We start from the raw sequence: 26,217 nt of genomic DNA, 5'->3' as shown, positions 1-26,217 counted from the left end.
CTTGTAATTTTTATCCTTGAAAAAATTGAAAACTTTTATAGGAAAAAGTAAGAAAAGCACGGTTTTTACCGTGCTTTTCTATTATTTTTAACTTTAATATAATCTTCCCCTAAAACACTTTTAAAAGCTTCCTCAGCATTATTATAAGTAGGTACAGTACTATCTTTTGCTATTATTTCAGCTTCTTTTATAGCCTTTATTGTTTCAGGATTATAATTATTTATTTTTGCTTCAAAAGGTAATCCACCTGTTCTAATCATTGATTTAACAAACATATTAAATGCTGTTGTCATATTTAAACCTAACTCATTACATAAATCATTAAATTCTTTTTTATCTTTTTCATCAATTCTTATATTTATAGTTGCTAATCCCATCTTATATCCCTCCTTTGAATATCCATTGTATGTATATTATATACATATTATACATATATTTTTATAAAAAGTCAAAAAATGATAGTAAATTTATATAAAACAAAACTCAGCCTCAGTGTTTAAAACACCAAGACTGAGTTCTGTTTAATGGGAGTTTTTTCTATGATGGGTAATTATATTTTTATTTACCATCTAAAACCAAACTAGAATTCATATCTAAATCCTAAGTTAGCCTGCCATTTATTATCTACTGTTGCTTCTCCTGTTTTTTGAACATCAATATACACATTCATATTTTCAACAAATCTGTAGTTTACTCCAACTCCAAATTCTGCCCAAGTATCTCCTAAATCTTCAGAAGTTCTTTCTAATGCTCCATCTTTTTCATATTCTGTGTCAATATCTCCTTGGAATTCTTTTACAAGAGCTGCTCTTGCATAAACATTTCCTTTATCACTGAATTTATATCCAACTGATGTTCCAACATTTCCTACTAGAGAATACATTGTATCTTGATGAACATCTACTCCTGCACTTGTTGTATAAGTTGTGTCATCTACTCTTCCAAGAGTTAATTCTACGCTTGGTTCAAGGAAGAATTTATCGTTTAAGTCAAATCTCTTTCCATATTGTCCACTTAAACTTGTTCCCCAGTTATTATAATCTCCAGATTGAGATTTATTTCCATCTTTGCTTGTTACATCAAATTTATTATGAAGTCTGCTTTGTTTTAAAACTACATCTGCAAACTGTCCGTCATTATTAAGCCATGTTGCATAGATTCCTGCTCCTACTGAATAGTTTTCTCCATGTCCTAAAGCATAGTCTGTTTCTCCATCAGTATAGCTTACTAATCCTCCAACAAACATTACACCATTATCAACAGTGTATTTTTTATCATATCCAACTTGGTAAGTTTGATAATCATTATCATATTTACTTCCATTTTCAATTTTACCAGTATATACTCTTGACCAAACTCCATGCTCTCCTGTAGAATTTCTTAATTCTCCCATTCTTTTATTTAGAGAGTTCATTTCTTGTCTCCAAGTTAAAAGATTAATTGTAGCAAGGTCTCTTATTCCTTCAACCATTGAGTTAAGATTTCCAACTTTTACAGAATCTTCTTTTACAACAATATTTCCTTTTTCATCTTTTACAAGTTCTGAAACATATTCTCTTGAAACAAATCCCTCTTCAAGTTTTGCATCAGCATTAAATTCTCCTTTTTCTACTTTTATATTTCCTGCAAGTTGGTTGAATACTTCTTCTGCTTTTTCTTTATCAACTTCAAGATTATCTATTCCTTGATAATTTACAGCAAAACGAGCATTTTTATTTTCTATTGTTCCTACATTAAGTTTTCCTGAAGTTGCTTTACCTGTTTTTTCATCAATAGCAGCAGCCATATTTACAGCTCCACCAGTTCCTTTTAAAGTTTTAACTTTAATATCATTGTCAATAGAATTATTATTTATAATTCCATTATCTAATGTTAAATCAGTAACAAAGCTATCTCCTGTGTTATTCCATTGAGCTTCATTAGATAATGATAATAACATTCCATTATTTTCACTGTATTCTAAATCACTATATTTAGTTGGTCTATAAATTTTTCCATTTAATACAGAATCTTTAGTAGAAAGATTTAAATTTATTCTAGTATCTTTTTCATTATCAGAATCTCCTTGGTGTTCAAAATAGATATCTCCATTCAATATAACCTTCTTATCTTTATTTTGATTTATATTTAATATACTATTTCCTCTAGAATCAATAGCTATTGTTAATCCTTTTTCAGATTTTGTATTAATTGTTAAATTTCCATTAACATCTATATGACTGTTAGAAAAACAAAGTATCCCAAGGGCATTTCCTTTTTTGGTACTAATATCCATTATAATATTTTCACTATTTAGTTTAATTTTTGCAACTTTTGTCACATCTACTTTATTAAGAGGATTACTAGTATTATTTTGAGAAATTACCCCAAATCCTGCACCTTCAGTAGAATTTACTGTTATTTTTAACTCTTCCCCATTAACAACTGTTTCTGCTCCTAGATTTTGATTATTATCATGACCTATATTAGCAATCCCAATAGCTAAACCTGTATTTTTCACATTTATTTCAACTTTTTCTGTATTTTTCTTTCCTAAAAAAAGTTTACTACCATTTATAGTATTAATTCCTCTAGCACCACTTTTATTAGAATTATTACTTTCTAATCTAATACTTATATTATTGCTTTCAACTTCTAGATTATGATGATTATTTATAATGTCCTTAGAGTTTAATTGTATTCCTATAGTAATACAGTATTTATACTTACATCATCTCTTATTGTTTCTTGATATAGTTCATTTCCTTTATCAATTGGTTCTGTAATAACTTCAGCAAACCCAACAGTTCCAGTAATCATAAAAGCAACCACAAATCCCATTGTAATTTTCACTTTTCTCTTTAAAAATCTCTTCAATGAACTTTCTACATAATTTTTCCCCATTTTAAAATCCTCCCGTAAATAAAATTCCTTAATAAATTTTTCAGGCAATAAGATAAGGTAAAATTAATTTCTGTCCCCACAGCATTAATTTATAAAGCGTTACCATCTCTGCCTCTTATCCTGAGTATAGTACATTTTATTTGAAATGCAAAATATTTTTTATAAAAATAAATTTTTAATATGTTTTTTTCATTAAAAAATATAGAAAAAATTTTTAATTATTTTAAATATATATTTTTATATATAAAAATAGAACTCAACCCCGATGTTTTCACATTAAGACTGAGTTCTGTTTTATTAATGATTTTTACTTAGATACTTAGTTAGATAAAATTTTATTTAATAAAAAGCCTATAAGTTTACTACTCACTTTATTAAGCATATATAGCAACAGGAATTACTATCGCTGAAGGACTGTTTATTTCAAATCTTACTTCAGGTAAATTAAATTGTTTCATATCAGCATTATTAAAAATATCTAAAAATCCATTTAAACTATTTTCATCCAAAAGATATAAAGATGTTTTCCTCAATAAATTTATACTTTCATCCTTCTCTTTACAAATTTTTATTACCTTTCCTAAAATTTTAAATTTTCCTCCAATTATTTCAGAAATATTGTCATTAGAAAGATATTGTTCTTGAGTTGACAACACTAATGTCCCATTTGGATTTTCTAAAATAAAATCAACTGTTCCTGAATGTTTTAATTCATCTAAAAATAGTTTTATTTGCTGTGCTGTACTATTATCTTCTTTTTTATAAGGCATATTTTTAACTTTTCCTGTATGTTTTTTAATAAAAATATCACTCATACGAAATAAATCCACAAATTTTTCTAGAAGATCAATCATAGGATTTTTTTGAAGCTCCCCTTCAATCTCAATAAAATCCCCTGTATTTATTTTAGAAATATCTAAATCTTCTCCTGCAGTACATGCTAGTAACTGATTATTAATAAGCTCTGAACGAAATTTTGATAATAAAGATACATTAGTGTGTACTTTTTCAAGTTTTGTTTGAGATACATTACTTACATTATCTTCTTTATCAAGACTTGCATTCACTTGTATTTTTAATAATTTGTCTAAAATTGCTTTTGTTGATAATCCACCACCTATTTTCATATCAGTTGTATTACTATTTTGATTAGATGAACTTACTTCACTTATCATAGAAAATCCATCTTCAATTATTGCTAACATATCTAAAACTGTTTTTTCATTTAAATATATTGGTATAATTAATTGTTCTTTTAAAGATATTTTTTTCATCATTATGTCACCTTTTATTAAATATATTCTTACAGTAATTTATTTAATAACTGAAAATGTTTTTTAACTTCCTCTTTTTCTTCCCAAGAATGACTCATCAGTAAAGTATTAAAAGTTGCTGTTGATCTATCTGGGTTTGTCACTGAAATAACTGCTGAGAATTTAGCTTTCAATACTTCTCTTTCATGTGTTAAATACCTTTTTAATTTTGCTTCAGGAATAAAAAAACTTTTAATATATTTATTAGCTTCATCAACTATATATTTTTCTTCCTGAGAGCTTTCACTGATAGCTTTCATAAGGAGAGTTTCTATTGCTCCTTGTTCATCAAAAGGTAAAATTATTGGAATTATACCAGTTGTATAATTTTCTCCCTCTGATTCAAAGTTCCAAGAGTTCAAGGCATTATTATTTAAATTTTGTATATTTATTCCACTTTCATTTAAAACAAATTTTATATTTTCCAAAGCTGTTTCTATTTCTGCATTATCTCTGTCTTGAATTATAAACACTTGATTAACTGCACATTCAGGCTGATTTAAATTAATTTCTTTTATGCTTTGAAAAGCCTTAAGAAAGTTATACTTCTCTTACTCATACTCTTAACTCCAAATCATAGTTTTCTCTATTATTAAGAGCTTCTTTCCCATTCATAATTTTTGCATATGTTTTATTTTCTTTCTTTTTAAGTCTTATTATAGAAATATCTTCAAGTATATCCTTATTAGCATATAAGAATTTATCTACTGCTTCAAGACTATGAGTTGTTAAAAATAGCTGAACATTTTCTTTTTTTGCAACTTCAACCATAAATTTAAAAACTTTCTGCATAATTGAAGTATGAAGAGCAGTTTCATATTCATCTACCAATAAAACTCCATTTTCTGCTTTTATAATAGCATTCAGCATTGTAAGGGCTTTTTTCAATCCATCTCCATATAATGCTACTGGAAGATATTCTCCATTTGACAATTCTAATACAGGAATATAATTATTTTCATTTGGAATATATCTTATATCCATAATATCTTTATCAAATTCTTGCAATAATGTAACAGCCTTATCTTTAATATCCTTACTTTTTAATAATTCAACAAAAATATCATTTATTATATGGTCTATCGTTTGAATAAAATGAACTTTAAAGTCAGGTGAAGTTACTTTAAAAGAAAAATTAGAATATTTATTTAAAACTAACTTTTCAATTTTATTATTTATAGAAATTTCATAAGTATAGTTGTCAATTTCCTCTTGATTCCCAATAATATTTTTATTTTCAGTAAGATGATATATTTTTTCTTTTGTAACTTTTATTTGTACATCTCTATTTTTATTTTTTATAGTTCCATTTATATTAAAGAAAGGAGAATCAGACTCTTTAATATTAAATAAATAATATAGTGAGTCTAGTATATTCATTCTTATTTCTGTTTTATAATTGTCTCTTTGGCTTGAAATCTTTGAAAGAGTATACATGGTTGGATTTGAAAAAATCTGTATTGCCTCTAATAAACTGGTTTTTCCTGCATTATTATCACCAACTAAAATATTAACACTTTTTAATTCTGTAATATTTAATTCCTGTATCCCTCTATAATTTTTTATATTAATATTTTTTATTTTGAGCATACTTCACCTCTCTTCTTTATTTTATTATAGTATACCATATTTTATAATTTTTAAACAAAAAAAACACATACAAAAAACAAAACTCAGCCCCAGTGTTTAACACCAAGACTGAGTTCTGTTTTTATTAAGGATTTTTATTTGGGTGCTTATTTAGTTAAGATAATATTTAGAATTTATATCCTATACCTGTTCCTATTATCCATTCATCATCATTATTATCATGTTCAAATCTATATGAGCCTTTTACATCAAACATTAATCCTTTTTCTGTTTCAAGTTCATATCTTAAATTTAGAGATAATGTATCTTTTTCTTTTTCAGGGACAAGAATATCAAAATCTTTTCCTAATTTTTCTCTACCGATTATTCTTCCAGTGATATATTCACTGTCATAACCTGAAAGCATTCTCTCATAAGATACACCACTTATAAATGAATGAGTAAGAGTATCAGATGTTATATTTTTTCTTAAATCAAGATTAACTGTTCCAGATAGATAGTCAAAAGTTTTAGAATCTGTTTCTATTGCAAGAACACCATATTCTTTTACTCCATCTTGGTCTACATAGCTATATTCTAAAGTTACTGATGGTTCAAAGAAGAAGTTGTTTCCAAGTTCTTTTGAATATTTTGTATTTCCATAGATATTAAATCCTCTGTCATGATAATTTTCAGAGTATTTTCTTGTATCAGTTACTCCATAACCTAAGGCTGTTCTATCTCCCTTATAATCTCCATGTTGGAATCCTGCTCCTAAAGTAAATCTAAAATTATTTAGATATTTTTTAGCATAAGCACCAAAGTAGAAAGAATCTCCTTCAACTTTTGAAGCACCAATTTCTGTTTCAGAGTTATTTCCACCGAAGATTATACCTGTAGTTAAATCTTTTTCTTTTCCATATTCAGCTTTAAAGTATCCACCATTTATTTTTGTATCAGCATGGTCAGTATGAGAGCCTACATCATAAGTGTAGTATCCTCTTCCATAGAAAGTATCTTTTGTTCCACCGTCAACATGAGTGAATCCTCCGTAGATTGCCCACTCTTTATAATCAGGTTTTAAATCTCTGTCAGCAAGATTTTTCATCATGCTCATAGTTTTTCTTGAAAGTTCAGATGAATAAGCATAAGGGTTTTCTGCAAAAATATCGTGAAGATATTTTAAAAACTCTCCTACTTTTTCATCTGTAAGTCCTGCAAATTCACTTGGAAGAAGTCCATCTACAGAATGCATACTTTCATAAATTTTATTTAATTTTTCATAAGTAATTGTATCTATATCCCCTGTATCTTGTTTACTTCCTCCAATGAAATCATCTAAATTTTCTGCTACACTTACTTGTATTTCAGATGTTGAATCTTTATCACTTGTTTCTTTTGTCATATATAATGGATTAGTAAAATCAACTGTTACATTTTCTAATTTATTACTTCCAAAAGAGATAATCTCTTCATTTTGTCCACCAATAAAATTAATATTTAATTTTCCATTTTTATCAGGAGAAATAGAAGTTATAATTGTTCCGTCATTTCCATGAAGAGCATGACCTATAATTTTTCCATCAGAATCTTTTTTAGTTCCATCAACTCTTAAAGTAAGAGTTCCTTTATCTTCTATTGTTATTTTTTCTGCTCCTGAAATTTTTATATTTTCAAATAAAGTTATATTACTGTCTACATTAATATTTTCAAAGTTTGAAATATTATGAAGAACATTCATATTATCAGCAGAAGATGAATTAAATGTAAGTGTATCACTATCTGCTCCGCCATCAAGGTCTTTATTAATTTGAACAGTATTATTTATAGTAAGCTCATCTTCTCCAGCTCCTAAATCAATTTTACCATTTATTATTGATTCTCCTGTAAGAGTAATAGTATCTTTTGAAGTACTTCCAGTAAAAGCATTTTCTCCTGCATTTACTATAACATTATTTCCAGTGAAATCTTTTCCAGTAAGAGTTACTGCATTTTTATAACCATTTATTGTACTATCAGAAAGTGTAAGTTCACTGTCTATATTAAAAGCTGTACCTTCTTTTCCAACAACATTAATAATAAGGTTTTCATTTTTATTTTTATCAGCAAGTTCTGTTGATGTAACAACTCTAGCAGTAGTTTTATCAGATTCAACACCATTTATAATTTCTTTTCCGTCGTGTATTCCTCCATCTCCTGCTTCAATTTTATCTCCACTTATTAATAAACCATAGTTTGTTATTTTGCTTTCATCAACACCTTCAATAGCTTTATTACTTCCAGCTATTATACCATAATTTTTTACTGATACCATTTTATCATCATCAGCTATAGATATTAATCCATTCCCTGACATTTCACCTGAATTTTTATTTCCTAAAATTATGCCTTCATTTAATAGATTAATTGAACTTACAGTGATCATTCCATTTCCTGACCTATCTCCAACTTTACTACTTCCGGATATTATACCATAATTTTCTACTGATACTTCTTCTGTATGGGGATCCTTTGCAAATCCATTTCCTGAACCTTCTCCTGAACCTTCCCCTAAGATTATTCCTGTATTTAATATCTCTTTTATTGTTTTTCTTTCTGGATTGTAAATTCCACTTCCCTCAGCTTCTCCTAAAATTAAACCACTATTTTCTATTTTTTCTATTGTTCCATCATTATAAATTCCGAATCCTGAACCAAGAAATGGAGAATTTCCTGAGATTATCCCTGTATTAGTTATTTCTTTTATTATTCCACCAACATTTATTATTCCATTTCCTATATATGTTTCTGAAGGATTTCCTAAAAAATTTCCTGAAAAATTTCCTGAGATTATCCCTGTATTAGTTATTTCTTTTATTATTCCACCAACATTTATTATTCCATTTCCTGAAAAATTTCTTGAACCTTCTCCTAAACCTTCTCCTGAAATTATCCCTGTATTAGTTATTACTCCTATGTTTGTTTTAACCTCTTCTTCCCCTTTATAACCAATCGCAATTCCATTTCCTAATAAAGTATTATTTTCAGTATTTCCAAAAATACTTCCATTATTGATAATATTAAAGTTTTCATTTTCCCCTGTTATTTGAATTCCATTTCCATCTTGGACATTAATAATATCATCAGTAGTCCAAGTATTATTATTCTTATCAAGAATACCTATCTCTTGGTTTATTTTAATCTCTCCATTTTCAAGTGTGATTTCAACTGTTTTATCAGCAGCTCCAAATGAAACCATTCCAGTAATTAAAAAAGAAACCACAACCCCCATTGTGATTTTTACTTTTCTTTTAAGAAATCTCTTAAGTGAATTTTCTACATAATTTTTACCCATACTTAAACCCCTCCTGTGAAACCTTTACCTCTTTGACCTCTTTTTTAACCTTTTTTTTGACCTATCAAAAGTAATTACAATATTTTATCCCCCTTTAATATTGTATAATTACTTTTAAATTTTTCTACATCTTGGAAATATGGTAATCAGATTATTTTTCTATTACTTTTATTAAAAAAAGTAATAAAAAAACAGTCTGATTTAAGGGGAATCAAACTGTTTAATTAGTTAAAATTATTTATACTATTTTTTGTAAAACTCACTCTATATTTTTTAAATACATTCAATTTGATTATAGTCCTGCTTGTTTTAATTGTCAAGCACTTTTTTTAAAATTAAAATTTTTTAAAAAAATTGAAGTTTTTTTGATAATTTTTTTTATTCACAATTTTTTCTCATTTTACAACTGTTCACTTTTGGGAATTGGTTATTTCTTGTGCAAAATAAGCCCTTTCGTGTAAATTTTGACCGTTTTTATTTTTGACATTTTTCAAAGTTTTTTATATAATTCTGTCACGCATGCGGCTTAACTTAAGAGAAATTTCTCTGTTTAATAATTTTTTAAAGGGAGAGATAAAAATGCTTAAAAAGTCACTCAAAAGAAGAAGTAAAAAAAATTTAACACCTAAAGATATTTTAAAAATAAATAACTATTTTAAAGAACAGGAATATATAAAGTTCTTTCAAACTTACAAAACCTCTGAACAGCACCAAAAACAAATAAACGGTTTTTATTATAACTGTTCAAAATATCTTGAAAATCCTTTTTCATATATCCCAAAATATACTGACGACCTTTTTGAATACAGATATATGACAAAGGCTATAAAAACACTTGGACCTCTTACCAAACCCCATAACCTAGCCGATTTCCTTGACATTGATGTGGACATTGTATTTGATGCCATTGAAAAAGGAGTTATCCCCTGCTTTGCCTATGACGGCATTTATTCCATAAAAACAAAAGAAATTTTTCCATTTTTAAGTAAAATTCATCCTCATCAAAGATATAGAAATGAATACTGATAATATTACAACCTTTAAAAAAAGGTTCTTATTTCTTTTTGACGATTTAGATATTGATAAATACAGGCATTTAAAAGATGAAAGACTTAAAAGGGAAAGGGAAGAAAAAATTAAAAGGGAAAAAGCTATAAAACGGCGTGAAAAAAGGAGGCTTAAACTTATGCAGATTGCTCAGGATATGGATAAAGAAATAAAGCTATATCTTCTTAAGGTGTCTCCTCCAAGAGATGACTTTGAAGAAATGCTTCTTGAAAAATTAAAAAAAGAACTGGGAACAATAACTTCTGTAAAAGAAGTTTCCATGTTTCTTAAAATAAGCAGAAGTTATATTTATCAGGCAATAGATAACGGGGAAATTCTTACTTTGCAAAAAGGAAAAAGAAAATTTATTATAACAGAAGGGCTTCTTCCCTTCTTAAGAAATTAATTATTAAAATTTTAACTCTAAATAATCTTATAAAAGGAGAGGATAGGAAAATGAAATATAATATCTGTGGATATAATCAAAAAGCTCTTATTAAATATGGACTTGACGGAAATGATGCTCTGCTTTTAAGAACTATCATGGATATATACTCAAGTTCCTCTGACACACTTGAATATTTAATTATAAATGAAGATAAATATATGTGGCTCACTTATAGCTATCTTGCTGAACAAATTCAGATTTTAGGAAGTGTGAGAACTATTAAAAGAAAAATTGATAACTTTATAGAAAAAGATATTCTTAAAAAAGTTATTCTTTCAAGCAAAAAAGGAAGAACAGGAAAATTTATGTATCTTGCTCCCGGAAATCTTTACAGCACTCTTAATGATTTTGACTTTTATAAACAAAATGAAAATGATTATTCTGAAAATACTCATATGACAAAAACAGGGTATCAAGTGACAAAATGTGACAGCCCTCATGACACAATGTCATCTGAACCAGTGACAATTTGTCATGACAAAGATACTTCTATAACTGATAATTCTATAGCTGATTATAATATTACTCACACAGGGGAGGAAAATCCCATGCCTGTCATTGAGGATATTTTGAAAAAATACAAAGAATATTCTCTCCCAACTTATGACTTCAGACCTAAAAACAGTGTAATTTTAAACTGTCTTTATTCTCTTGGGGCAGAAAAATTTTTTAAAGCATTGGAAATTATGGGAAAAAGTCAGTTTGTTAAAAATAATTTCAGCATAAACACAATTTTTAAAGTTGATAATCTTAAAAGTGCTTTAAACGGAAGTTTTGCTGACAGATGTTCTTCTTACAGAAAATCTCCCTCTGATACAAGGCTTAATATTAATAACAGCAAAGTTTATGAAGAAAATAAAGACAATGAAGAACTTTATAAAATGTTAGGGTTAAGGTGAGTGCTTTGGAAATTATTACATGGGAAAATATTAAAGATTTAAGCTCAGGAAATAAAAATTTAAACCTTGATTTTTCAGGAGATAAAACCCCTGAATATGACTATTCAAGAAGATGCAGTGAGTGTGGCAGCCCTTATATTATAAACCGTATGCTCCCTGAAGAAATGATTAAAATTTTAGGGGACAAAATAAAATATATTCCCAGCTGTAAATGCCATGAAACTTTCTATGAAAGAAAAATTAAAGATCTTTCTCTTAAATCTGACAGGGAAAGACTTTTAAACAGAGGCTATAAATACAGACACTTCTCTGCTATTGACAGCAAATTTTTAAATTCAACTTTTGAAAAGGCTGATTTCACTGAAAACCTTTCTATCTGTAAAAGATATGCTCAGGCTTTTATGATTAAAGATGTCCGTGTAGGGCTTATTTTATATGGAAACTCAGGAACTGGAAAAACTTTTGACAGTGCTTGTATTGGGAATTACCTTATGGAAAGAGGGAAAAGTGTTATGGCTCTTAATCTCGGGCTTTATTTAAGCAGACTTAAACTTGAATGGAGCACTATGGAAGTGGAAGTTTTAAAAAAAGCTGCTGAATGTGACTTGCTTATTATTGATGATTTCGGAGCAGAAAAAATTTCTGACTGGGTGCTTGAAAAAGTCTTTCTCCTTATTGATACAAGATACAAATCTGAAAAACCTATTATTATTTCAACCAATTTAGAATATATAAAAGATAAAGACTGTGATATTTCAAAACTTTTCGGAAAAAGAATAAAAGACAGAATAAATGAAATGTGCTATGGTTTGTGCTACAGAGGTAAAAGCAGAAGAAAAGCTGCTGATGATAAATTTAAAGAGCTTATTATATAAATTTCATTTTTCATCAACTTCCTTCCTTTATATTATATATAATCTCTCCCTTAATATATACGAATTTATATATAATAAAATAAGCTAAGAAAAAATAACTGCTGTTTATTACGGCTCACAGAATGAAAATTTGGAACTCACTTCGTTCAGACAGCCAAATTTTCTTTATTCTGTTTTGCCTTATAAACTAGAGCAGTTATTTTTAATATTGCTTATTTTATTTATATAAATTCTAAAAATAATTGTAAAATATAAATTTTTCTTTTATATAAAAACTTATATGATTATTTCTCCAATCTTAGCACTATGCGAAAAAAAATAAATACTCCCTGATTAAATATAATATATAAAAACCTGTATATTACAAAGGAAGGTTTTTGTTAAATATTGCAAAGTATATAATTAGTTCTTTAAATCTTAGCATCATGCGAATGAAAGGAAGTGAAAAACCATAATCTCTCCCACAATTTCATGCAATAAGTTTACATATATATAAAGGAAGGTTTTTGATAAAAAATAAATTGTAAAATATGAAATAAAGTGATATACTTAAGTTAATATGTTAGTACCATAGTGTTGACGCAAGCTAATAACTTGCCGAGCAAGTGGGAGACATCGCTGTAATATATAAAATAGTTACAGCGATTTTTTTATACAAAAATTAGGGAAGAGTTTTATCAGAAAATATCGCTTAACTCATACTACTTTATCTTTAAATTTACTTTTTAAGTGAAAGTGTATAAAGGAAAATTTATATAAATAAGATAATTTAAAAAAATCTGTAAAAATAAAATTTTTGAGATTAAAAATATTTTTGTAATTTATGAAGCGAACTGAATGCTAAAAAATGACATGTTTGAGGGCTTTAGCCCGAGTTTGTCATTTTTAATGAAGTGAGCAAAATAAATAAAAAATATTTTTTTGTAAAAAATTTTATTTTACAGATTAAATTTATTTCATTTTTTTATTAATATAACTTAAAGAAAAAAAGTCAGCGATATTTAATCACTGACTTTTTATATATCCTATTTTGTATATTTATCTTTTAATTTTTCAAGAAGTTCCTCATCAACATCTATATCTTCAAAGTAAACTCTTGGAATTACTCTGTCCATAGGCAGAATACCTATTGACATTACTATCCCTTCAGGCAGAGACATTCTGAAAGTTTTTAAGTATTTAAGCATTTTATCAACTTCTCCACTTGGAACACTTAACATGAATATACAGTCTGTTCCAGGCCATACAGTTGAATTCTTATGTTTTATCTTATCACTCCACACAGTTTCAAGTTTTTTCTGAACAGCATAATAATAAAATCTTATCTCTTCAAAGAACTCTTCCAATCTGGCTTTTTGTGCTTCATTGATATAAACTAGTATTAACTTAAAATCTGAATAAAATTCCTCTCTTTTCATTTCCAATCCTCCCCTTCATGGTTGTTCTTAATTTATTATTCTAAATTATTTATTTTTTTCCTTTTTTTTAGGAAACTTTGATATTAACTTTCTAAAAATCTTTTTAATAAATCTTAAAACAGCGTTGTTCATATCTTCTACAAGTGTATAGAAAATAGGAATTACAACCAGTGTAAGAAGTGTTGAAAATGCAAGTCCGAACATTGTTGTAATAGCCATACCTCTGTAAATTTCAGAACCTTCACCAATTCCAAGTGATAATGGAAGCATACCAAATACTGTTGTCATTGTAGTCATAAGAATTGGTCTAAGTCTTGTTCTACATGATTCAATTACAGCTTCTTCTCTTTCGCTTCCTCTTTCTCTTGTCATCTTAATGAAGTCAATAAGAACGATAGCGTTATTAACAACTATACCTGCAAGCATTATTACCCCAATCATAACCATTACATCTACAGGCTGATTTGTAACTATAAGCCCAAATATAACTCCGATAAGTGCAAGAGGGATTGAACCTATAATAATTATTGGGAATACAAAGTTTTCAAACTGTGATGCAAGTAGTGCATAAATAAGGAAAATAGATATTGCAAGAGCTGCTCCAAGCTGTGTAGAAGCATCTGCAAGGTTTTCAGATTCTCCTCCCCATTTATATGAAATAGAACTTGGTGGATTTGTTTCTTCAAAGGCTTTTAACATTTCGTTTTGAATGCTTTTAAGTCCAACTCCTCCATCGTTTGCAGATACAGTAACACTGTATATTCTGTCTGTTTTATTAATTTCAGGAGAACCTTCTGCCATTTCTATTGTTGTAAGGTCAGATAATTTTATAAACTGTCCTTCTCCAATTTTTATATTAATATTACTTAAATCACTTACTGTTTTTCTCTTATCTTTAGGAAGTCTGATTAAAACATCAATTTCTTCTGTTCCTGTTTTAACTGTAAGAGTATCTCCTCTGTCTCCTCCAAGAACAAAATAACTTACTGTTTGTCCAACTTCAACTGGGTTTATACCGTAGCTTCTTATCTTTTCTCTGTTAAGAACTACTCTTGCTTCTGGGTTACCTGCGTCAACTGTTGAAGTAACATCAACTGCTCCGGGATATTTAACAAGTTTTTCCATTACCTCTTTACCTATTATCTTAAGTTCATCAAGGTTTGGTCCAACTATGTCAAATTCAACTGCTCTCTGAGGAGAACGCATTTGGAAATCTTCAGAAAGGTTTGGTCTGATACCGGGTATCTTTTCAACCTTTGGTCTGATTTCATTTATAATATTGAATACTGATTCGTCTCTTGTATCTTTTTTACCAATTTCAACATTGACTGCAACTGTGTCATTTTGAACTAAGCTGAAATATGTTTGAGTATATGGATTTGCTTTTACTATATCCTCAATTTGTCTTGCTATTCTTTCAGCTTTATCAATATCCACACCTTTTCCAAGCTCAGCTACAACTGAATATCTACCTTGGTCTTGTTTAGGCATGAATTCAACTCTTAAGAATCTTGTTCCAACTGTCATTGTAAATATGAATAAAACTATTGGAATAAGTATTGTTTTAAATCTATTTTTTACAGCCCAGTTAATAACAACAAGGTATTTTTCTTTTACTTTAGCAAATATTTTTCCTTCTTTTGTAATGTTTTGTTTATTAGAAAGGAATCTGCTGGCAACCATTGGCATTAATGTAAGTGATACTATAAGTGCTGCAAGGTTTGAGAAGATAATTGAGAATGATAGATCTCTGAATATCTCTCTGGCAATTCCCGGAATAAATAATACTGGAATAAATACGACCATTGTTGTAAGTGATGATGCTATAACTGACATTGTAACTTCTGTTGTACCATCATCTGCTGCTGCCATAACAGGAGATTTAAGTTCTGTCATGTGTCTATAGATATTATCTATAACAACAACCGAGTTGTCTGTAAGCATTCCAACTCCAAGTGAAAGTCCCATAAGTGAAATAAGGTTTAAACTTGTTCCATTAAGGGCAAGGAATGCAAATGTAAATATTACTGATACTGGAAGTGCTATTGAAATTAAAACTGTTGCTCTTATATTTTTAAGGAATAGTAAAAGTACTATTGTAGCAAGTATAAGGGCTTGAACTGCACTTGATGCAATACTTGAAATTGATGTTACGATATCTGTTGATGTATCAAGCATTACTGTAAATTCTGTTCCCGGAGGCATTACTGATTTTACACTGCCAAGAACTTTTCTTGCTCCATTATTAAGGTCTATTGTACTTCCGTCAGAAGATTTTTCTATTACAAGAACCACATTTTCTTTACCATTGAAGTATCCCACATCTGTAGGATCTTCTGTTGTAAGCACAACATCTGCTATATCTTTTACTCTTAAAGTATTACCATTACTTTTTAAGATGATATTTTCAATCTGGTCTATGTAGTTTGTTTCTCCCATAAATCTTGCAACTATCTGTTTATCTCCAGTGTCAATAGTTCCAAGAGGGATACTTTGGCTTGATGCACCTATAAGTTGATAAAGTTCCATAGGAGACATTCCAAATGCTGCAAGTTTATCTCCATTTACTTGGATTTGAACTTGTTTGTCTGGTGTACCGAATACATTAACTTCTCCTATACCTTTTAAACTTTCAAGTCTTGGTTTTACATAGTTTTCAATGGCTGTGTTAAGTTCCATTCTTGATGCCCCTGTAACTGAAACAACCATTGTTAAGTTTCCTACCCCTGCTTCAACTTTTCTTACAACAGGAGTGTCAGCATCATCAGGAAGGTCATTTGTAAGTCTTGATACCTCTCTCTGAATATCTGTTACTTTGTCATCTGCATCTATACCGTAGTTAAATTGTACAACTACTGTTGATTGCCCATATTGTGAAGTTGATTCAATTTTATCTATTCCTTCTACATTGGGCAGAACTTCTTCTATTTTTTTAGTAATCTGTGTTTCCACATCTTCTGGTACAGCCCCGTTCCATGTTGTTCTTATAGTTACAACAGGAATGTTCATATTAGGAAGCATTTCAGATTTCATTGAAAACATTGCTATAAGCCCTATGAACATCATAGAAATCATAAGCATTGTTGTTGCTACCGGTCTGCGTATTGATAATCCTGCTAATGTCATCTATCTTTTCACCTCATTAATTTCTTATAAATTATTTTGCCTGAGTATTTGCTTCAGTTACTGCTTCCTGAACTTTGTCCCCTTCTTCAAGTCCGAATACTCCGTCAACAACGATTGTATCTCCTTCTTTTATTGTATCTGAAAGAAGTGCTGTGTATGGAGGGTTAGTTGCTCCTGGTTTAACTTCTATTCTTCTTACTCTTCCATCTTCTACTTTATATACATAACTTATAAGTTCTCTTATAAATACAGCAGAATCTTTTGTAGAAAGAACTTCAACTTCTCCAACAGGAATTGTTGCATAAGCATACATACCATCTTTTACAGCTCTGTCATTATTTTCTATACCAATTTTGATTTTGAATTTTTTAGTACCTGAATCTGCAATAGGGTTAATTTCAAGAATTTTTCCTTCTATTGTTTTTCCTGCTGCAGGAACTTCAACTGAAACAGGCCCTCCAACTTGAATTTGAGTAAGCCATTCAGCAGGGAATCCTACATAACTTTCCATTACATTATCATCAATAACTGTAAATACAACATCATCTGCAGAAACTTCATTTCCTTCTTTTCCAAATAAGTTACCTACAATTCCATCAATATCAGCTTTTCTGAATAATTTATCATAATCATTCTTAGCATTTTCAAATGATGCTTTTGCTGATTCATAAGAACCTTTTGCATTTACATATGTATTTTCATAATCAACATATTCTAAGTAAGAAATTAAATCTTTTTCATAAAGTTGTTTGAATTTTGAGTAGTTATTTCTTGCAATTTTATATGCAGCTTCAGCTGATGCATAGCTTGCTTTTGCTGATAAATATGTTGATTCAGTAGCAGAGTCTGTAAGTTTCATTACAATTTCTCCTTTTTTAACTGAATCTCCATTTCTTTTTAAAATCTTAGCTATTGTTCCACCTTTTTCAGTTTTATGATCAATTTTTCCTTCAGGCTCTAAAACAGCGTCTGTTTTAAAAATTTGGCTCATTTTTCTCATTTGAGCAGGTTCTGTTACTACATATTTTATTTTTTCAACAGGTTTAGCTTCTTCTTTATCTTTTCCACACCCTGCAAACATTACTGCAGCTGCCAGTGCTGTTAAAAATATCTTTTTCATGAATTTCCTCCTAAAATTTACCCTATTTTATATTAATAATGATCTGTATCTTTCAAAAGCAACTAGATAATCTGTTTCAGCTTTGTTATAATCAACTTTGCTTTGTCTTAACTGAGCTTCAGAATTTAAATAATCCTGAGTTGATAAAAGTCCAGCTTTATATCTTTCAGTATCTATTGCATAATTTTCCTGAGATGCCTCAAGAGAACTTCTCATTGCAATTCTTAGTTTTTCAAGTCTTATAACTTCACTGTAAGCAGTTGTAAGATTGATTTCTATATTATCTTGTGCAATGCTGTCATTTAATTTTTCAATCTTATAGCTTTCATTTGCTGCTCTGTAGCTGTCTATTCCACTTCCGAAGTTAAACATTTCCCAAGAAACAGAAACTCCTCCTCTCCATTCTTCATTGTGGAAAGTGTCGTCCATACTGTCTCTTTCATATCCTCCATATTGTACAAAAGCATTAACTTTTGGAAGGTTGTCACTGAAGGCTACCATCTTTTCAGCCTTAGCATATTCTACATTGTTCTTTGCAATAAGTGCATCAAGACTTGAAGTCTTAGCAGTAACCATATCTTTATCAAAGTCTATTCCTTCACTTAAACCTTCAGGAACTGAAAAATCTGTAAGTGTAAGTTCTTCATCAAGAAGTCCTGTTTCTATTTTAAGTTTTTTCATTTCAACTTCAATAAGGTTTTTAACCTGAACTATATTTGATTCAACTTCAAGCATAGAAACCTCTGTTTTAAGAAGATCTGCTTTTATAATAAGTTTTAAATCTAATTTATTTTTTTGCTCTTTATGTCTTATTTCAAGTTCTTTTTTTGAAGTTTCAAGAGCTTCAAGGTCTTTCTGATATCTTATAATATTAGAATACATTTGGATTGTATCAAGTCTTACATCTCTTTTTTCTGCAATGTAAGATAAATCCATAATATTTGACTGAGCCTTTGCTCCTTTAATTCCTCCTAAGATTGCTCCTCCTTGGAAAATAGGCTGTGATATTACAATTTGACTTGAATATCCACCTTTACCTTCATGAGCGTTATTCTTATACTTTCCTGAATCGCTTATGTTTGAAATTTTATTTACTCCTGTTTCTCTTCCATACATATCTCTTTTTGTATGTTCAAAACGAGAGTAGCTTCCTTCATAAGCCACACTTGGCAATGCTGTTTTAAAAGCTCTTGCCAGATTAAGTTCTCCTATCTTCATGTTTTTTGAAGATATTTGGATTTTTTTACTGTTATTAAGAGACAGCTCTATAGCTTCATCAAGTGTAAGATTTCTTGCAAATGCAGCTGTGCTCATTAAAAATAGTATGCCCAAAACCTTTTTCATGTTGCCTCCTTTAAAAATATTTATAATTAAAATTTTATTTTCTTACAAGTTTTATTAATATATTTGTCATAAATTTTGCTTCATAATCAAAATCTATACTGCTTATTTTATTTTTTACATCTGTAAGAGATGTTTCAACAAATCTATTTTCAGATGGGAACAAATTATTTATGTAGAAAGTGTTTATCATACCAAAGATTAAAAGTCCATATCTTTCATAATCTCTCTCTTCTTTAATATCCACTTCATCTTTAAATTTTTTAAGTATATTTATAAATTCCTGTTTTCTTCTTGCTTTATCTTTTTCAAGTCTTTCTATAACAACTTCTCCAACACTGTCCACACTTCTCATCATAGTTGTCATAACCAAAATAAATTCAGCATCATCTACAGATACTGTCAGATAATATTTCACATACTCTCTTATTATATCTTCCAAACTTCCTTCAGAAGCTATAATCTCTTTCACACTTCCACTTCTATTTTCAAGTTTTTCTATAAGAAGTGTTTCCATAAGATAATCTTTTGATTTAAAGTAAGTGTAGAAACTTCCTTTTGCTATTCCAGCTTCTCTTGTTATATCCTCAACACTTGTTTTCCTATAACCTTTTTCAATAATAAGCTTTTTAGCTGCGTGTATTATCTCCTCTCTTTTAACTTGTTTTTTCACAGCAATCCCCTTTCCAGACATATGACTATATGGTCATTATTATACCAAAACATTTTACTACATTCTGACTGAGTAGTCAATACTTTTTTCTTTTATTTTTACTTATTTTATAACAAAAAAAATTATAAAAATAAAACAAGCCTCCACAAAAGTGAAGACTTGTATCATAGCTTTTTTGTTTATCCTAAATTTAAACGAATTCCCTCAGTAACGGTTGTTACTTAGTAATTAAAAGAAAAGCAACATAATAACAATTCTACCATATATTATGAGCAGCTGCTCCATAACCTGAACTAGTTGAATAATATTTTGCATCTACAGGTTTTCCATTATAAAGCATAACTTCCCCATAAGTTTCTTTTATTGCTCTTGTAGAAGTAGGATTTTCATCTACATTATTATACATCTGGCTTCTTGTATCATCTATAACATGGAAACCTTCTTTTTTAAATCTGCTGTTAAAATAATCATTAAGAGCATAAGTTCTTGCTGCAACAGCCTGTGCTTTAAGGGCTTCAAGTCCAAAACTTTCAGGCATTTCACTTGGAAGAACCTGAAGAAGATAGTCTTCCATATTAACTTCATTTATCATTCTCACTGCCTTTGAATTTGTAGGAGAAAGTTTAATTTCCATAGTTCCTCTGTATACAGGGTAACTTGTTTTTCTATGTCCTCTTTTAAGGCTCGTTACTATTACTTTATTATCATTACTTTTATATTTTACCCCTTGAACAGTCTCTGCTCTTTTTTTACCATTTACATAGATTATTTTTTTTCTTCCATCTGAAACTATTTTTACATTATCTCTTGGATTAAGTTTCATATTCATCCAGCTGTTTGTAAGTGTTGCCTTACTATGTGAAGTAAGAGTTACTGTACTGTGGTCAAGGCTTCTGTGCCCATTTGTTGTTATTCCAACTCTTATAGTTTTTCCAACACCATCAAGTCTGTACATATTTCTTAAAGAAACATCTGTATAATAGCAACCAAGTATTTTCTTATGGCTGTATCCATAGTTTTTAGCAAGGTCATATGCTCCATATTGTGACATTCCCACTCCATGTCCATATCCTCCTCCATAAACATGGTATGTCTTTCCTTTTTTCTCTATTGCAAGGAAACCTGAAGGAAGAAGCCATGGATTTGAAAGAGCAGCCTTTTCAGAATATGTGCTGTCACCACCTTTTGCTCTGTAAACTTTAACTTTTTCTCCTATGTTATTTTTACTAAGTCCAAGGACAACTCTTACTGCATATTCTCCTTTTACAAGATATTCCCCATTTGTTCCACTTACAAGAAGATAAGTTATTACACCTGATTTTCCTCTTTCAAGAACTATAAGTTTTTTTAAGTTTCCCACAGGATTTGCAGGAACTTTTTTTCTCACCCATCTATTTCCAGAAAGAGTAAGAACAGAACTTGCTCTTGAATTATAAGAAGAAACTAATGTTTTGTTTATACTTCTTGAATAATCTCTCTCATCAACTGAAAAATACCATCTCCAGTAATATGAATTATCTCCAAAACCTTCTGTATCAAGGTCTTTATAAAAATTCAGTATTTTTGATTCACTATATCTGTTTAAAAATGTTCTTTTCCCTTTTATATGGCTTGTTGCCTGAAGATAAGGAACTTCTGTCCCTCTTCTTCCATCAGGAGAAGGATAACCATATTTTGAAAAATATGACATTCTGTCATTTGTACTGTGCTCATTTCTTGATGCTTCAAAATTTCTTGTTCCTGTTGACGAACACCCTGAAATTATAATCCCCATAACAAGAACAAAAATTATATATATATTTTTCATTGCTTCTCCTTATCTATATTTCAAGCTTATGACAAGCTATATACTCTCTTACTCTTTCAAGTTCTTTTTCTGTATCAACACCTATTATTTTATAAGGTGTAGGAAGAACTTTTATCTTATATCCATTTTCAAGCACTCTTAACTGCTCAAGAGATTCTGATATTTCAAGAGGTGTTTGTTCCCATTTTGAATATTCAAGAACAAAGTCTCTTTTATACCCATATATTCCCACATGTTTATAATAATTTTTCATATCCTCTTTTCTTGGATAAGGAATTACAGATCTTGAAAAATATATTGCATAATCATTTTTATCTGTAATTACTTTTACACTGTTTGGATTTTCAACCTCTTCCATTGTATCAAGCTTATGTTTAAGAGTTCCCATTTTAAGTTCAGGTTCTTTTCTAAAAGCCTCAATAAGAGAATTTATCATATCTTTTTCAATTAAAGGCTCATCTCCTTGAATGTTTATAACCACATCATAATCTGTTATTTTTTCACATACTTCTGCTATTCTGCTCGTACCATTTGGGTGATTCTCACTTGTCATTATAACTTTTCCCCCAAATCTTTCCACTTCATCAAAAATTCTTTTATCATCTGTAGCTACAATTACATCATCTAGGTCTGAAAGTTTTGCTCTTTTATAAACCCACTCTATCATACTGTGCCCACATATATCCTTAAGAGGTTTCCCCTCTAATCTGCTTGATCCATAACGGGCAGGAATTATTCCTAAAAATTTCATTTTACATCCTCCTTATTAATGTGTAAAATATAAATACCTAATATTGATTATACAAGAAAATAGAAATTTATAAAAGATTTTTTTATGGAGGTTATTTGATTAATGAAATTATACTTTGTTCGTCACGGAGAAACAGTCTGGAATACTCTTAAAATATTTCAGGGAATAAAAAATTCTCCTCTTACTGAAAATGGAAAAGAGCAGACAAGAAAACTTAAAGAAAGTCTTAAGGACATAGAATTTACACATTTCTATTCCTCTCCTCTTGGAAGAGCCCTTGAAACAATAAACATTCTTACAGAGGATAGAAATAATCCAAAAATTGAAATTATACCTGAATTCAGAGAAATAAATATGGGAGAAATGGAAGGAATTCCAAGAGCAGATTTTGAAGCTATGTATCCTGTGCAATTTTATAATCTTTGGAATAACGGGCAAGAATATGATCCTGAAGCTTTTGGTGGGGAAACTTTTGACAGTGTTTACAAAAGAGCTGGGGAAGGACTTAAGAAAATAATAGAAAATCATTCTCAAGATGATGTTCTTCTTATTGTTTCTCATGGGGTAACTCTTGAATCAATTTTTGCAAACATTACAAATTCTGGTGTTGAAAGTTTTGCTGAAAGAAAAGTACCTAAAAACACAAGTGTCACTGTTGCTGAATATAAAGATGGAAAGTGGGAAATTCTTCTATTCTCTGATACATCACATTTATCATAAAAATAAGGGGTTATTGTAAATCTATAACCCCTTATTTATAAAGATTTTTTGTATTTATAAACTTTACTGTTTTATTAGTGAGAAACTTTGAAACATCTTCTCCATTTCTTATTTTTTCCTTTATCTCTGTTGAAGATATATTAAAATAAGGATTGTCAACTGTTATCATTTTTGGAGAATCAACAACATTTTTGAAGCCCTTTCTCTTTAAAACAACTACAGTTGAAAGTTCAAGAATCTTTTTATATTCCTTCCACTTATCAAAATAATTTGCAGAATCTTCTCCTATTATTTCAAAATATTCATTATCCTCTCCCATATCTTTTATAACTGCTTCTAAAGTTTTAAAAGTATAGGACACACCTTCCATATTTATCTCAATAGGTGAAACAACTGCTTTTTCTATATCTCCAAAAGTCAGTTCACACATTTTCATTCTATCTTCAGATAAACTTAGACTATTTTTTCCATGGGAAGCTATTCCCAAAGGAATTACAAGAAGTTTATCAAGAGAAAGCTCCTTTATTACAAATTCTGCTATATTTTTATGACCGTAATGAGGAGGATCAAAACTTCCTCCGTATATTCCTATTCTCACTATACTTCTGTCTCCATTACTGCTTCCACAAGTTCTTTCTGATCTCTTGCTGTTTTTATAGCATCTCTGTTTTTCTTAACTCTAAAAATTTTAGAAAGACTTGAAAGAAGTCCAAGATACTCTTTGCTCTTATCCTTAGGTGCTCCTACAAGAGCAATTGTTTTTATAAGTTCTCCATCAATAGAATTAAAGTCAACAGGATATTCAAGAACTGCAAGAGCTACAACAACATCTTTAACTCCTGTACTTCTTGCATGAGGAACAGCAACTCCCATTCCAATCCCTGTACTTCCTACAGCCTCTCTTTCAAGAATTTGCTTATAAAATTCATCTTTATTTTCTATAAGGTCGGTATTTTGCTCCATGAATGATACAAGCATCTGAAGTATTTCCTCTTTGCTGTGTTTTCCTTCAATGTAAGTAATAAGTTTCCCGTTAAAATAATCTATCACTTTTATACCTCCTTAGAAAGATTTCTAAATATCTCTTTTTCTTTTGAAGAAAGTTCTTTATCTTCAGAAACTTTTTCAAATTCATCTATTTTTTCTTTAAGAATAGATGCAAATATATTTTCTTTCTCATAGCTGTAACTTAAAAGTACTGATAAATAACCTAAAATCTCCAGTCCCTTTTTAGTTTCATATTTATTTATATCTTTTTTTATAATTTCTTTCAACTGTTCTTTTGAAATATTTTCTTTTACTGCATTTTCATAGTCTCTGAAATCGGCTCTCATTTTAGCAACATATGAAATTGTAAGGTAAAGTGCTTCATCTGAATAACCATATTTTTCAAAATATTTTTTTAAAGAATAAAGAGCAAGAGGCTTTTCAAAAGATATATTGTCCATCATTGAAAGTGTAAACATCATTTTAAAGAACTCATCTTTATCTCTCATATAAAGTTCTTTACAATGTCTCATTGAAAAATGACAATCGCCTTTTACAATAAGCTTAAATATATTTTTCTTTACTTCTAAAGTATCTGCATTTGTCATTCTTCCTGTTTTTTCTATCTTTGTTTTTTCTGTAAAATCTAAACTTTCAGCAGTATAATTTATAAAATCAGCATCCTTTTCTGTAAATACTGCTGCAGGAATCACATATTCATATCCTTTTCTTTTTATATTTCCATACATATCAACAGTAAAATATGCTCTCTTATCTAATACTTCTGAACAAAAAGATATAACACCTGCTCTCCCTGATTCCAGTAAAATCTTTTCTATTACATCTTTTCTGTCTTTTTTTAAATCTTCCAGTGTAAACATTTATTTAATTCGCTCCTCTAAAACATTTTAATGTATTATTTTCTAAAAATTCAAATTCTATTTTAAGTATATAGAGATTTTCTATATATATATGCTTAGGCAGTTTAACTATATCCTTTTCTGTGGTTATAATATAAGATGCCCTCATTTCTTCAGACCTTCTTTTAATAAGATCTATATCCTTTTCTTTAAAGCTGTGATGATCAAGGAAATCTATCCTCTCTATATAACTTGGATCAAGTGATATAACTGTTTTTTCAAAGTTAAGAGGATTGGCAAGCCCTGAAAATAAAAGAACTCTTTTTCCTTTAACCCAGAAAAGAGGCTTTGCATTCCCTTCAACATCACATAGAGAACTTATTCCATGCTTTGCTGTTGAAACAGGCTTTTTATATTTCCCTTTTAAAAATCTTTTCAGCTTTTCAACTTCTTTTTCAGAAACAAGATCTGATTTAGTTATTATAAATTCTGAGGCTCTCTTTGCAGCAGGGTGAAAACTCTCCCTTAAAGTTCCTTTAGGAAGAAGTGCTTCCCAACCAAAAGGATTTGTTGCATCTATTAGAACAACATCCCAATTTCTGTAAAGCTTTCTGTGCTGAAAACCATCATCTAGAATTATTGTATCTACATCAAATACTTCTTTTGCAAGTTTACATGCTTTGTATCTGTCCTTCCCTACTATAACAGGGACTTTTAAATTTAAAGCATGGCTGTATGGCTCATCTCCGCTTTCTCTTGAAGACACAAGGATATTTTTTCCATCTGAAACAATAAGAGGTTCTACTTTTCTCTTCCCTCTGTACCCTCTGGAAACAACTGCCACTTTTCTTCCCTCTTCAGAAAGTCTTCTGGCAAAGTACTGAACAGCTGGAGTTTTTCCTGTTCCCCCAACTGTTATGTTTCCTATGCACATGATAAAAACATCATCAAGCCTATTTATTTTTAAAATTCCTTTGTCATAAAGCCAGTTCCTAAGGCTTGTAACAAAGTAATATATATATGCCAAAATTTTCATAATTCCCTCT

23 protein-coding genes are annotated in these 26,217 nt (G+C 29.4%); 5 read left to right on the top strand and 18 right to left on the bottom strand.

The window, feature by feature from the left end; all coding sequences use genetic code 11:
• Positions 1 to 65: 65 nt before the first annotated feature.
• From I6E17_RS05235 to I6E17_RS05205, 7 genes are all read right to left on the bottom strand, one after another.
• The gene (locus tag I6E17_RS05235; RefSeq protein ID WP_235236007.1) at positions 66 to 377 is read right to left on the bottom strand and encodes a type II toxin-antitoxin system RelB/DinJ family antitoxin; all 312 of its coding nucleotides are present in this window, start codon (positions 375 to 377) and stop codon (positions 66 to 68) included.
• Positions 378 to 580: 203 nt separating this feature from the next.
• Positions 581 to 2,500: an autotransporter outer membrane beta-barrel domain-containing protein gene (locus I6E17_RS05230; RefSeq protein ID WP_235236005.1), complete on the bottom strand. Its 1,920-nt coding sequence runs from the start codon at positions 2,498 to 2,500 to the stop codon at positions 581 to 583.
• Positions 2,501 to 2,682: 182 nt separating this feature from the next.
• Positions 2,683 to 2,883, bottom strand: a complete 201-nt coding sequence (locus tag I6E17_RS05225; RefSeq protein ID WP_235236004.1) for a hypothetical protein — start codon at positions 2,881 to 2,883, stop codon at positions 2,683 to 2,685.
• A gap of 374 nt (positions 2,884 to 3,257) precedes the next feature.
• Positions 3,258 to 4,160 (bottom strand): DUF6414 family protein, encoded by a 903-nt coding sequence (locus I6E17_RS05220; RefSeq protein ID WP_235236002.1) that lies wholly within the window; start codon positions 4,158 to 4,160, stop codon positions 3,258 to 3,260.
• A 26-nt stretch (positions 4,161 to 4,186) separates the two neighbouring features.
• Positions 4,187 to 4,669 (bottom strand): hypothetical protein, encoded by a 483-nt coding sequence (locus I6E17_RS05215; protein ID WP_235236000.1) that lies wholly within the window; start codon positions 4,667 to 4,669, stop codon positions 4,187 to 4,189.
• Between the two features lie 82 nt (positions 4,670 to 4,751).
• Positions 4,752 to 5,786, bottom strand: coding sequence for an AAA family ATPase (locus tag I6E17_RS05210; protein WP_235235999.1), 1,035 nt, complete (start codon positions 5,784 to 5,786; stop codon positions 4,752 to 4,754).
• Positions 5,787 to 5,952: 166 nt separating this feature from the next.
• Positions 5,953 to 9,099: an autotransporter domain-containing protein gene (locus tag I6E17_RS05205; RefSeq protein ID WP_235235998.1), complete on the bottom strand. Its 3,147-nt coding sequence runs from the start codon at positions 9,097 to 9,099 to the stop codon at positions 5,953 to 5,955.
• A 579-nt stretch (positions 9,100 to 9,678) separates the two neighbouring features.
• Between I6E17_RS05205 and I6E17_RS05200 the strand changes: the two genes are divergently transcribed.
• The 4 genes from I6E17_RS05200 to I6E17_RS05185 are packed head-to-tail and all read left to right on the top strand — an operon-like array spanning position 9,679 to position 12,368.
• Complete coding sequence (locus I6E17_RS05200) at positions 9,679 to 10,125, top strand: hypothetical protein (RefSeq protein ID WP_235235997.1); 447 nt, start codon at positions 9,679 to 9,681, stop codon at positions 10,123 to 10,125.
• Complete coding sequence (locus I6E17_RS05195) at positions 10,115 to 10,552, top strand: helix-turn-helix domain-containing protein (RefSeq protein ID WP_235235996.1); 438 nt, start codon at positions 10,115 to 10,117, stop codon at positions 10,550 to 10,552. Before I6E17_RS05200 ends, I6E17_RS05195 begins: the two co-directional genes overlap by 11 nt.
• Positions 10,553 to 10,602: 50 nt before the next feature.
• Positions 10,603 to 11,493: a hypothetical protein gene (locus I6E17_RS05190; protein WP_235235995.1), complete on the top strand. Its 891-nt coding sequence runs from the start codon at positions 10,603 to 10,605 to the stop codon at positions 11,491 to 11,493.
• A 5-nt stretch (positions 11,494 to 11,498) separates the two neighbouring features.
• On the top strand, positions 11,499 to 12,368 hold the full coding sequence (locus I6E17_RS05185; RefSeq protein WP_235235994.1) for an ATP-binding protein: 870 nt from the start codon (positions 11,499 to 11,501) through the stop codon (positions 12,366 to 12,368).
• 1,025 nt (positions 12,369 to 13,393) lie between these two features.
• Here the strand turns inward: I6E17_RS05185 and I6E17_RS05180 are convergent.
• The 7 genes from I6E17_RS05180 to kdsB all read right to left on the bottom strand — a co-directional run bounded on the left by I6E17_RS05180 (position 13,394) and on the right by kdsB (position 22,604).
• Positions 13,394 to 13,786 (bottom strand): PG0541 family transporter-associated protein, encoded by a 393-nt coding sequence (locus I6E17_RS05180; protein WP_235235993.1) that lies wholly within the window; start codon positions 13,784 to 13,786, stop codon positions 13,394 to 13,396.
• 45 nt (positions 13,787 to 13,831) lie between these two features.
• Positions 13,832 to 16,912: an efflux RND transporter permease subunit gene (locus I6E17_RS05175; RefSeq protein WP_235235992.1), complete on the bottom strand. Its 3,081-nt coding sequence runs from the start codon at positions 16,910 to 16,912 to the stop codon at positions 13,832 to 13,834.
• Between the two features lie 31 nt (positions 16,913 to 16,943).
• Positions 16,944 to 18,032, bottom strand: coding sequence for an efflux RND transporter periplasmic adaptor subunit (locus I6E17_RS05170; protein WP_235235991.1), 1,089 nt, complete (start codon positions 18,030 to 18,032; stop codon positions 16,944 to 16,946).
• A 27-nt stretch (positions 18,033 to 18,059) separates the two neighbouring features.
• A complete protein-coding gene (locus I6E17_RS05165; protein WP_235235990.1) occupies positions 18,060 to 19,376 on the bottom strand; it encodes a TolC family protein in 1,317 nt (438 codons plus the stop codon).
• A 34-nt stretch (positions 19,377 to 19,410) separates the two neighbouring features.
• Complete coding sequence (locus I6E17_RS05160) at positions 19,411 to 20,046, bottom strand: TetR/AcrR family transcriptional regulator (RefSeq protein ID WP_235235989.1); 636 nt, start codon at positions 20,044 to 20,046, stop codon at positions 19,411 to 19,413.
• A gap of 256 nt (positions 20,047 to 20,302) precedes the next feature.
• The gene (locus I6E17_RS05155) at positions 20,303 to 21,853 is read right to left on the bottom strand and encodes a SpoIID/LytB domain-containing protein (RefSeq protein ID WP_235235988.1); all 1,551 of its coding nucleotides are present in this window, start codon (positions 21,851 to 21,853) and stop codon (positions 20,303 to 20,305) included.
• A gap of 13 nt (positions 21,854 to 21,866) precedes the next feature.
• A complete protein-coding gene (gene kdsB / locus I6E17_RS05150) occupies positions 21,867 to 22,604 on the bottom strand; it encodes a 3-deoxy-manno-octulosonate cytidylyltransferase (RefSeq protein WP_235235987.1) in 738 nt (245 codons plus the stop codon).
• A 102-nt stretch (positions 22,605 to 22,706) separates the two neighbouring features.
• Here kdsB and I6E17_RS05145 point away from each other — a divergent pair, with 102 nt between their 5' ends.
• Positions 22,707 to 23,324 carry a histidine phosphatase family protein gene (locus tag I6E17_RS05145; protein WP_235235985.1) on the top strand — a complete coding sequence of 206 codons (618 nt, stop codon included), beginning with the start codon at positions 22,707 to 22,709 and terminating at the stop codon, positions 23,322 to 23,324.
• A gap of 31 nt (positions 23,325 to 23,355) precedes the next feature.
• On the opposite strand, the gene nadD is transcribed toward I6E17_RS05145, so the two are convergent.
• Genes nadD through lpxK form a run of 4 tightly spaced genes read right to left on the bottom strand, consistent with a single transcriptional unit; the run spans position 23,356 to position 26,207 of the window.
• Positions 23,356 to 23,922, bottom strand: a complete 567-nt coding sequence (gene nadD, locus I6E17_RS05140; RefSeq protein ID WP_235235984.1) for a nicotinate (nicotinamide) nucleotide adenylyltransferase — start codon at positions 23,920 to 23,922, stop codon at positions 23,356 to 23,358.
• Entirely contained in the window at positions 23,922 to 24,374 is a 453-nt protein-coding gene (locus I6E17_RS05135; protein WP_176828519.1) for a PTS sugar transporter subunit IIA, read from the bottom strand. The genes nadD and I6E17_RS05135 overlap by 1 nt, the downstream gene beginning before the upstream one ends.
• A 2-nt stretch (positions 24,375 to 24,376) precedes the next feature.
• A complete protein-coding gene (locus tag I6E17_RS05130; RefSeq protein ID WP_235235983.1) occupies positions 24,377 to 25,192 on the bottom strand; it encodes a hypothetical protein in 816 nt (271 codons plus the stop codon).
• A 4-nt stretch (positions 25,193 to 25,196) separates the two neighbouring features.
• A complete protein-coding gene (gene lpxK, locus I6E17_RS05125) occupies positions 25,197 to 26,207 on the bottom strand; it encodes a tetraacyldisaccharide 4'-kinase (RefSeq protein ID WP_176828517.1) in 1,011 nt (336 codons plus the stop codon).
• Positions 26,208 to 26,217: the final 10 nt, after the last annotated feature.

The sequence above is a fragment of the Fusobacterium perfoetens genome, assembly GCF_021531595.1.
Lineage (GTDB): Bacteria > Fusobacteriota > Fusobacteriia > Fusobacteriales > Fusobacteriaceae > Fusobacterium_B.
The sequence above is the reverse complement of the archived record's forward strand: the minus strand, read 5'-3'. Positions and strand labels throughout refer to the sequence as shown.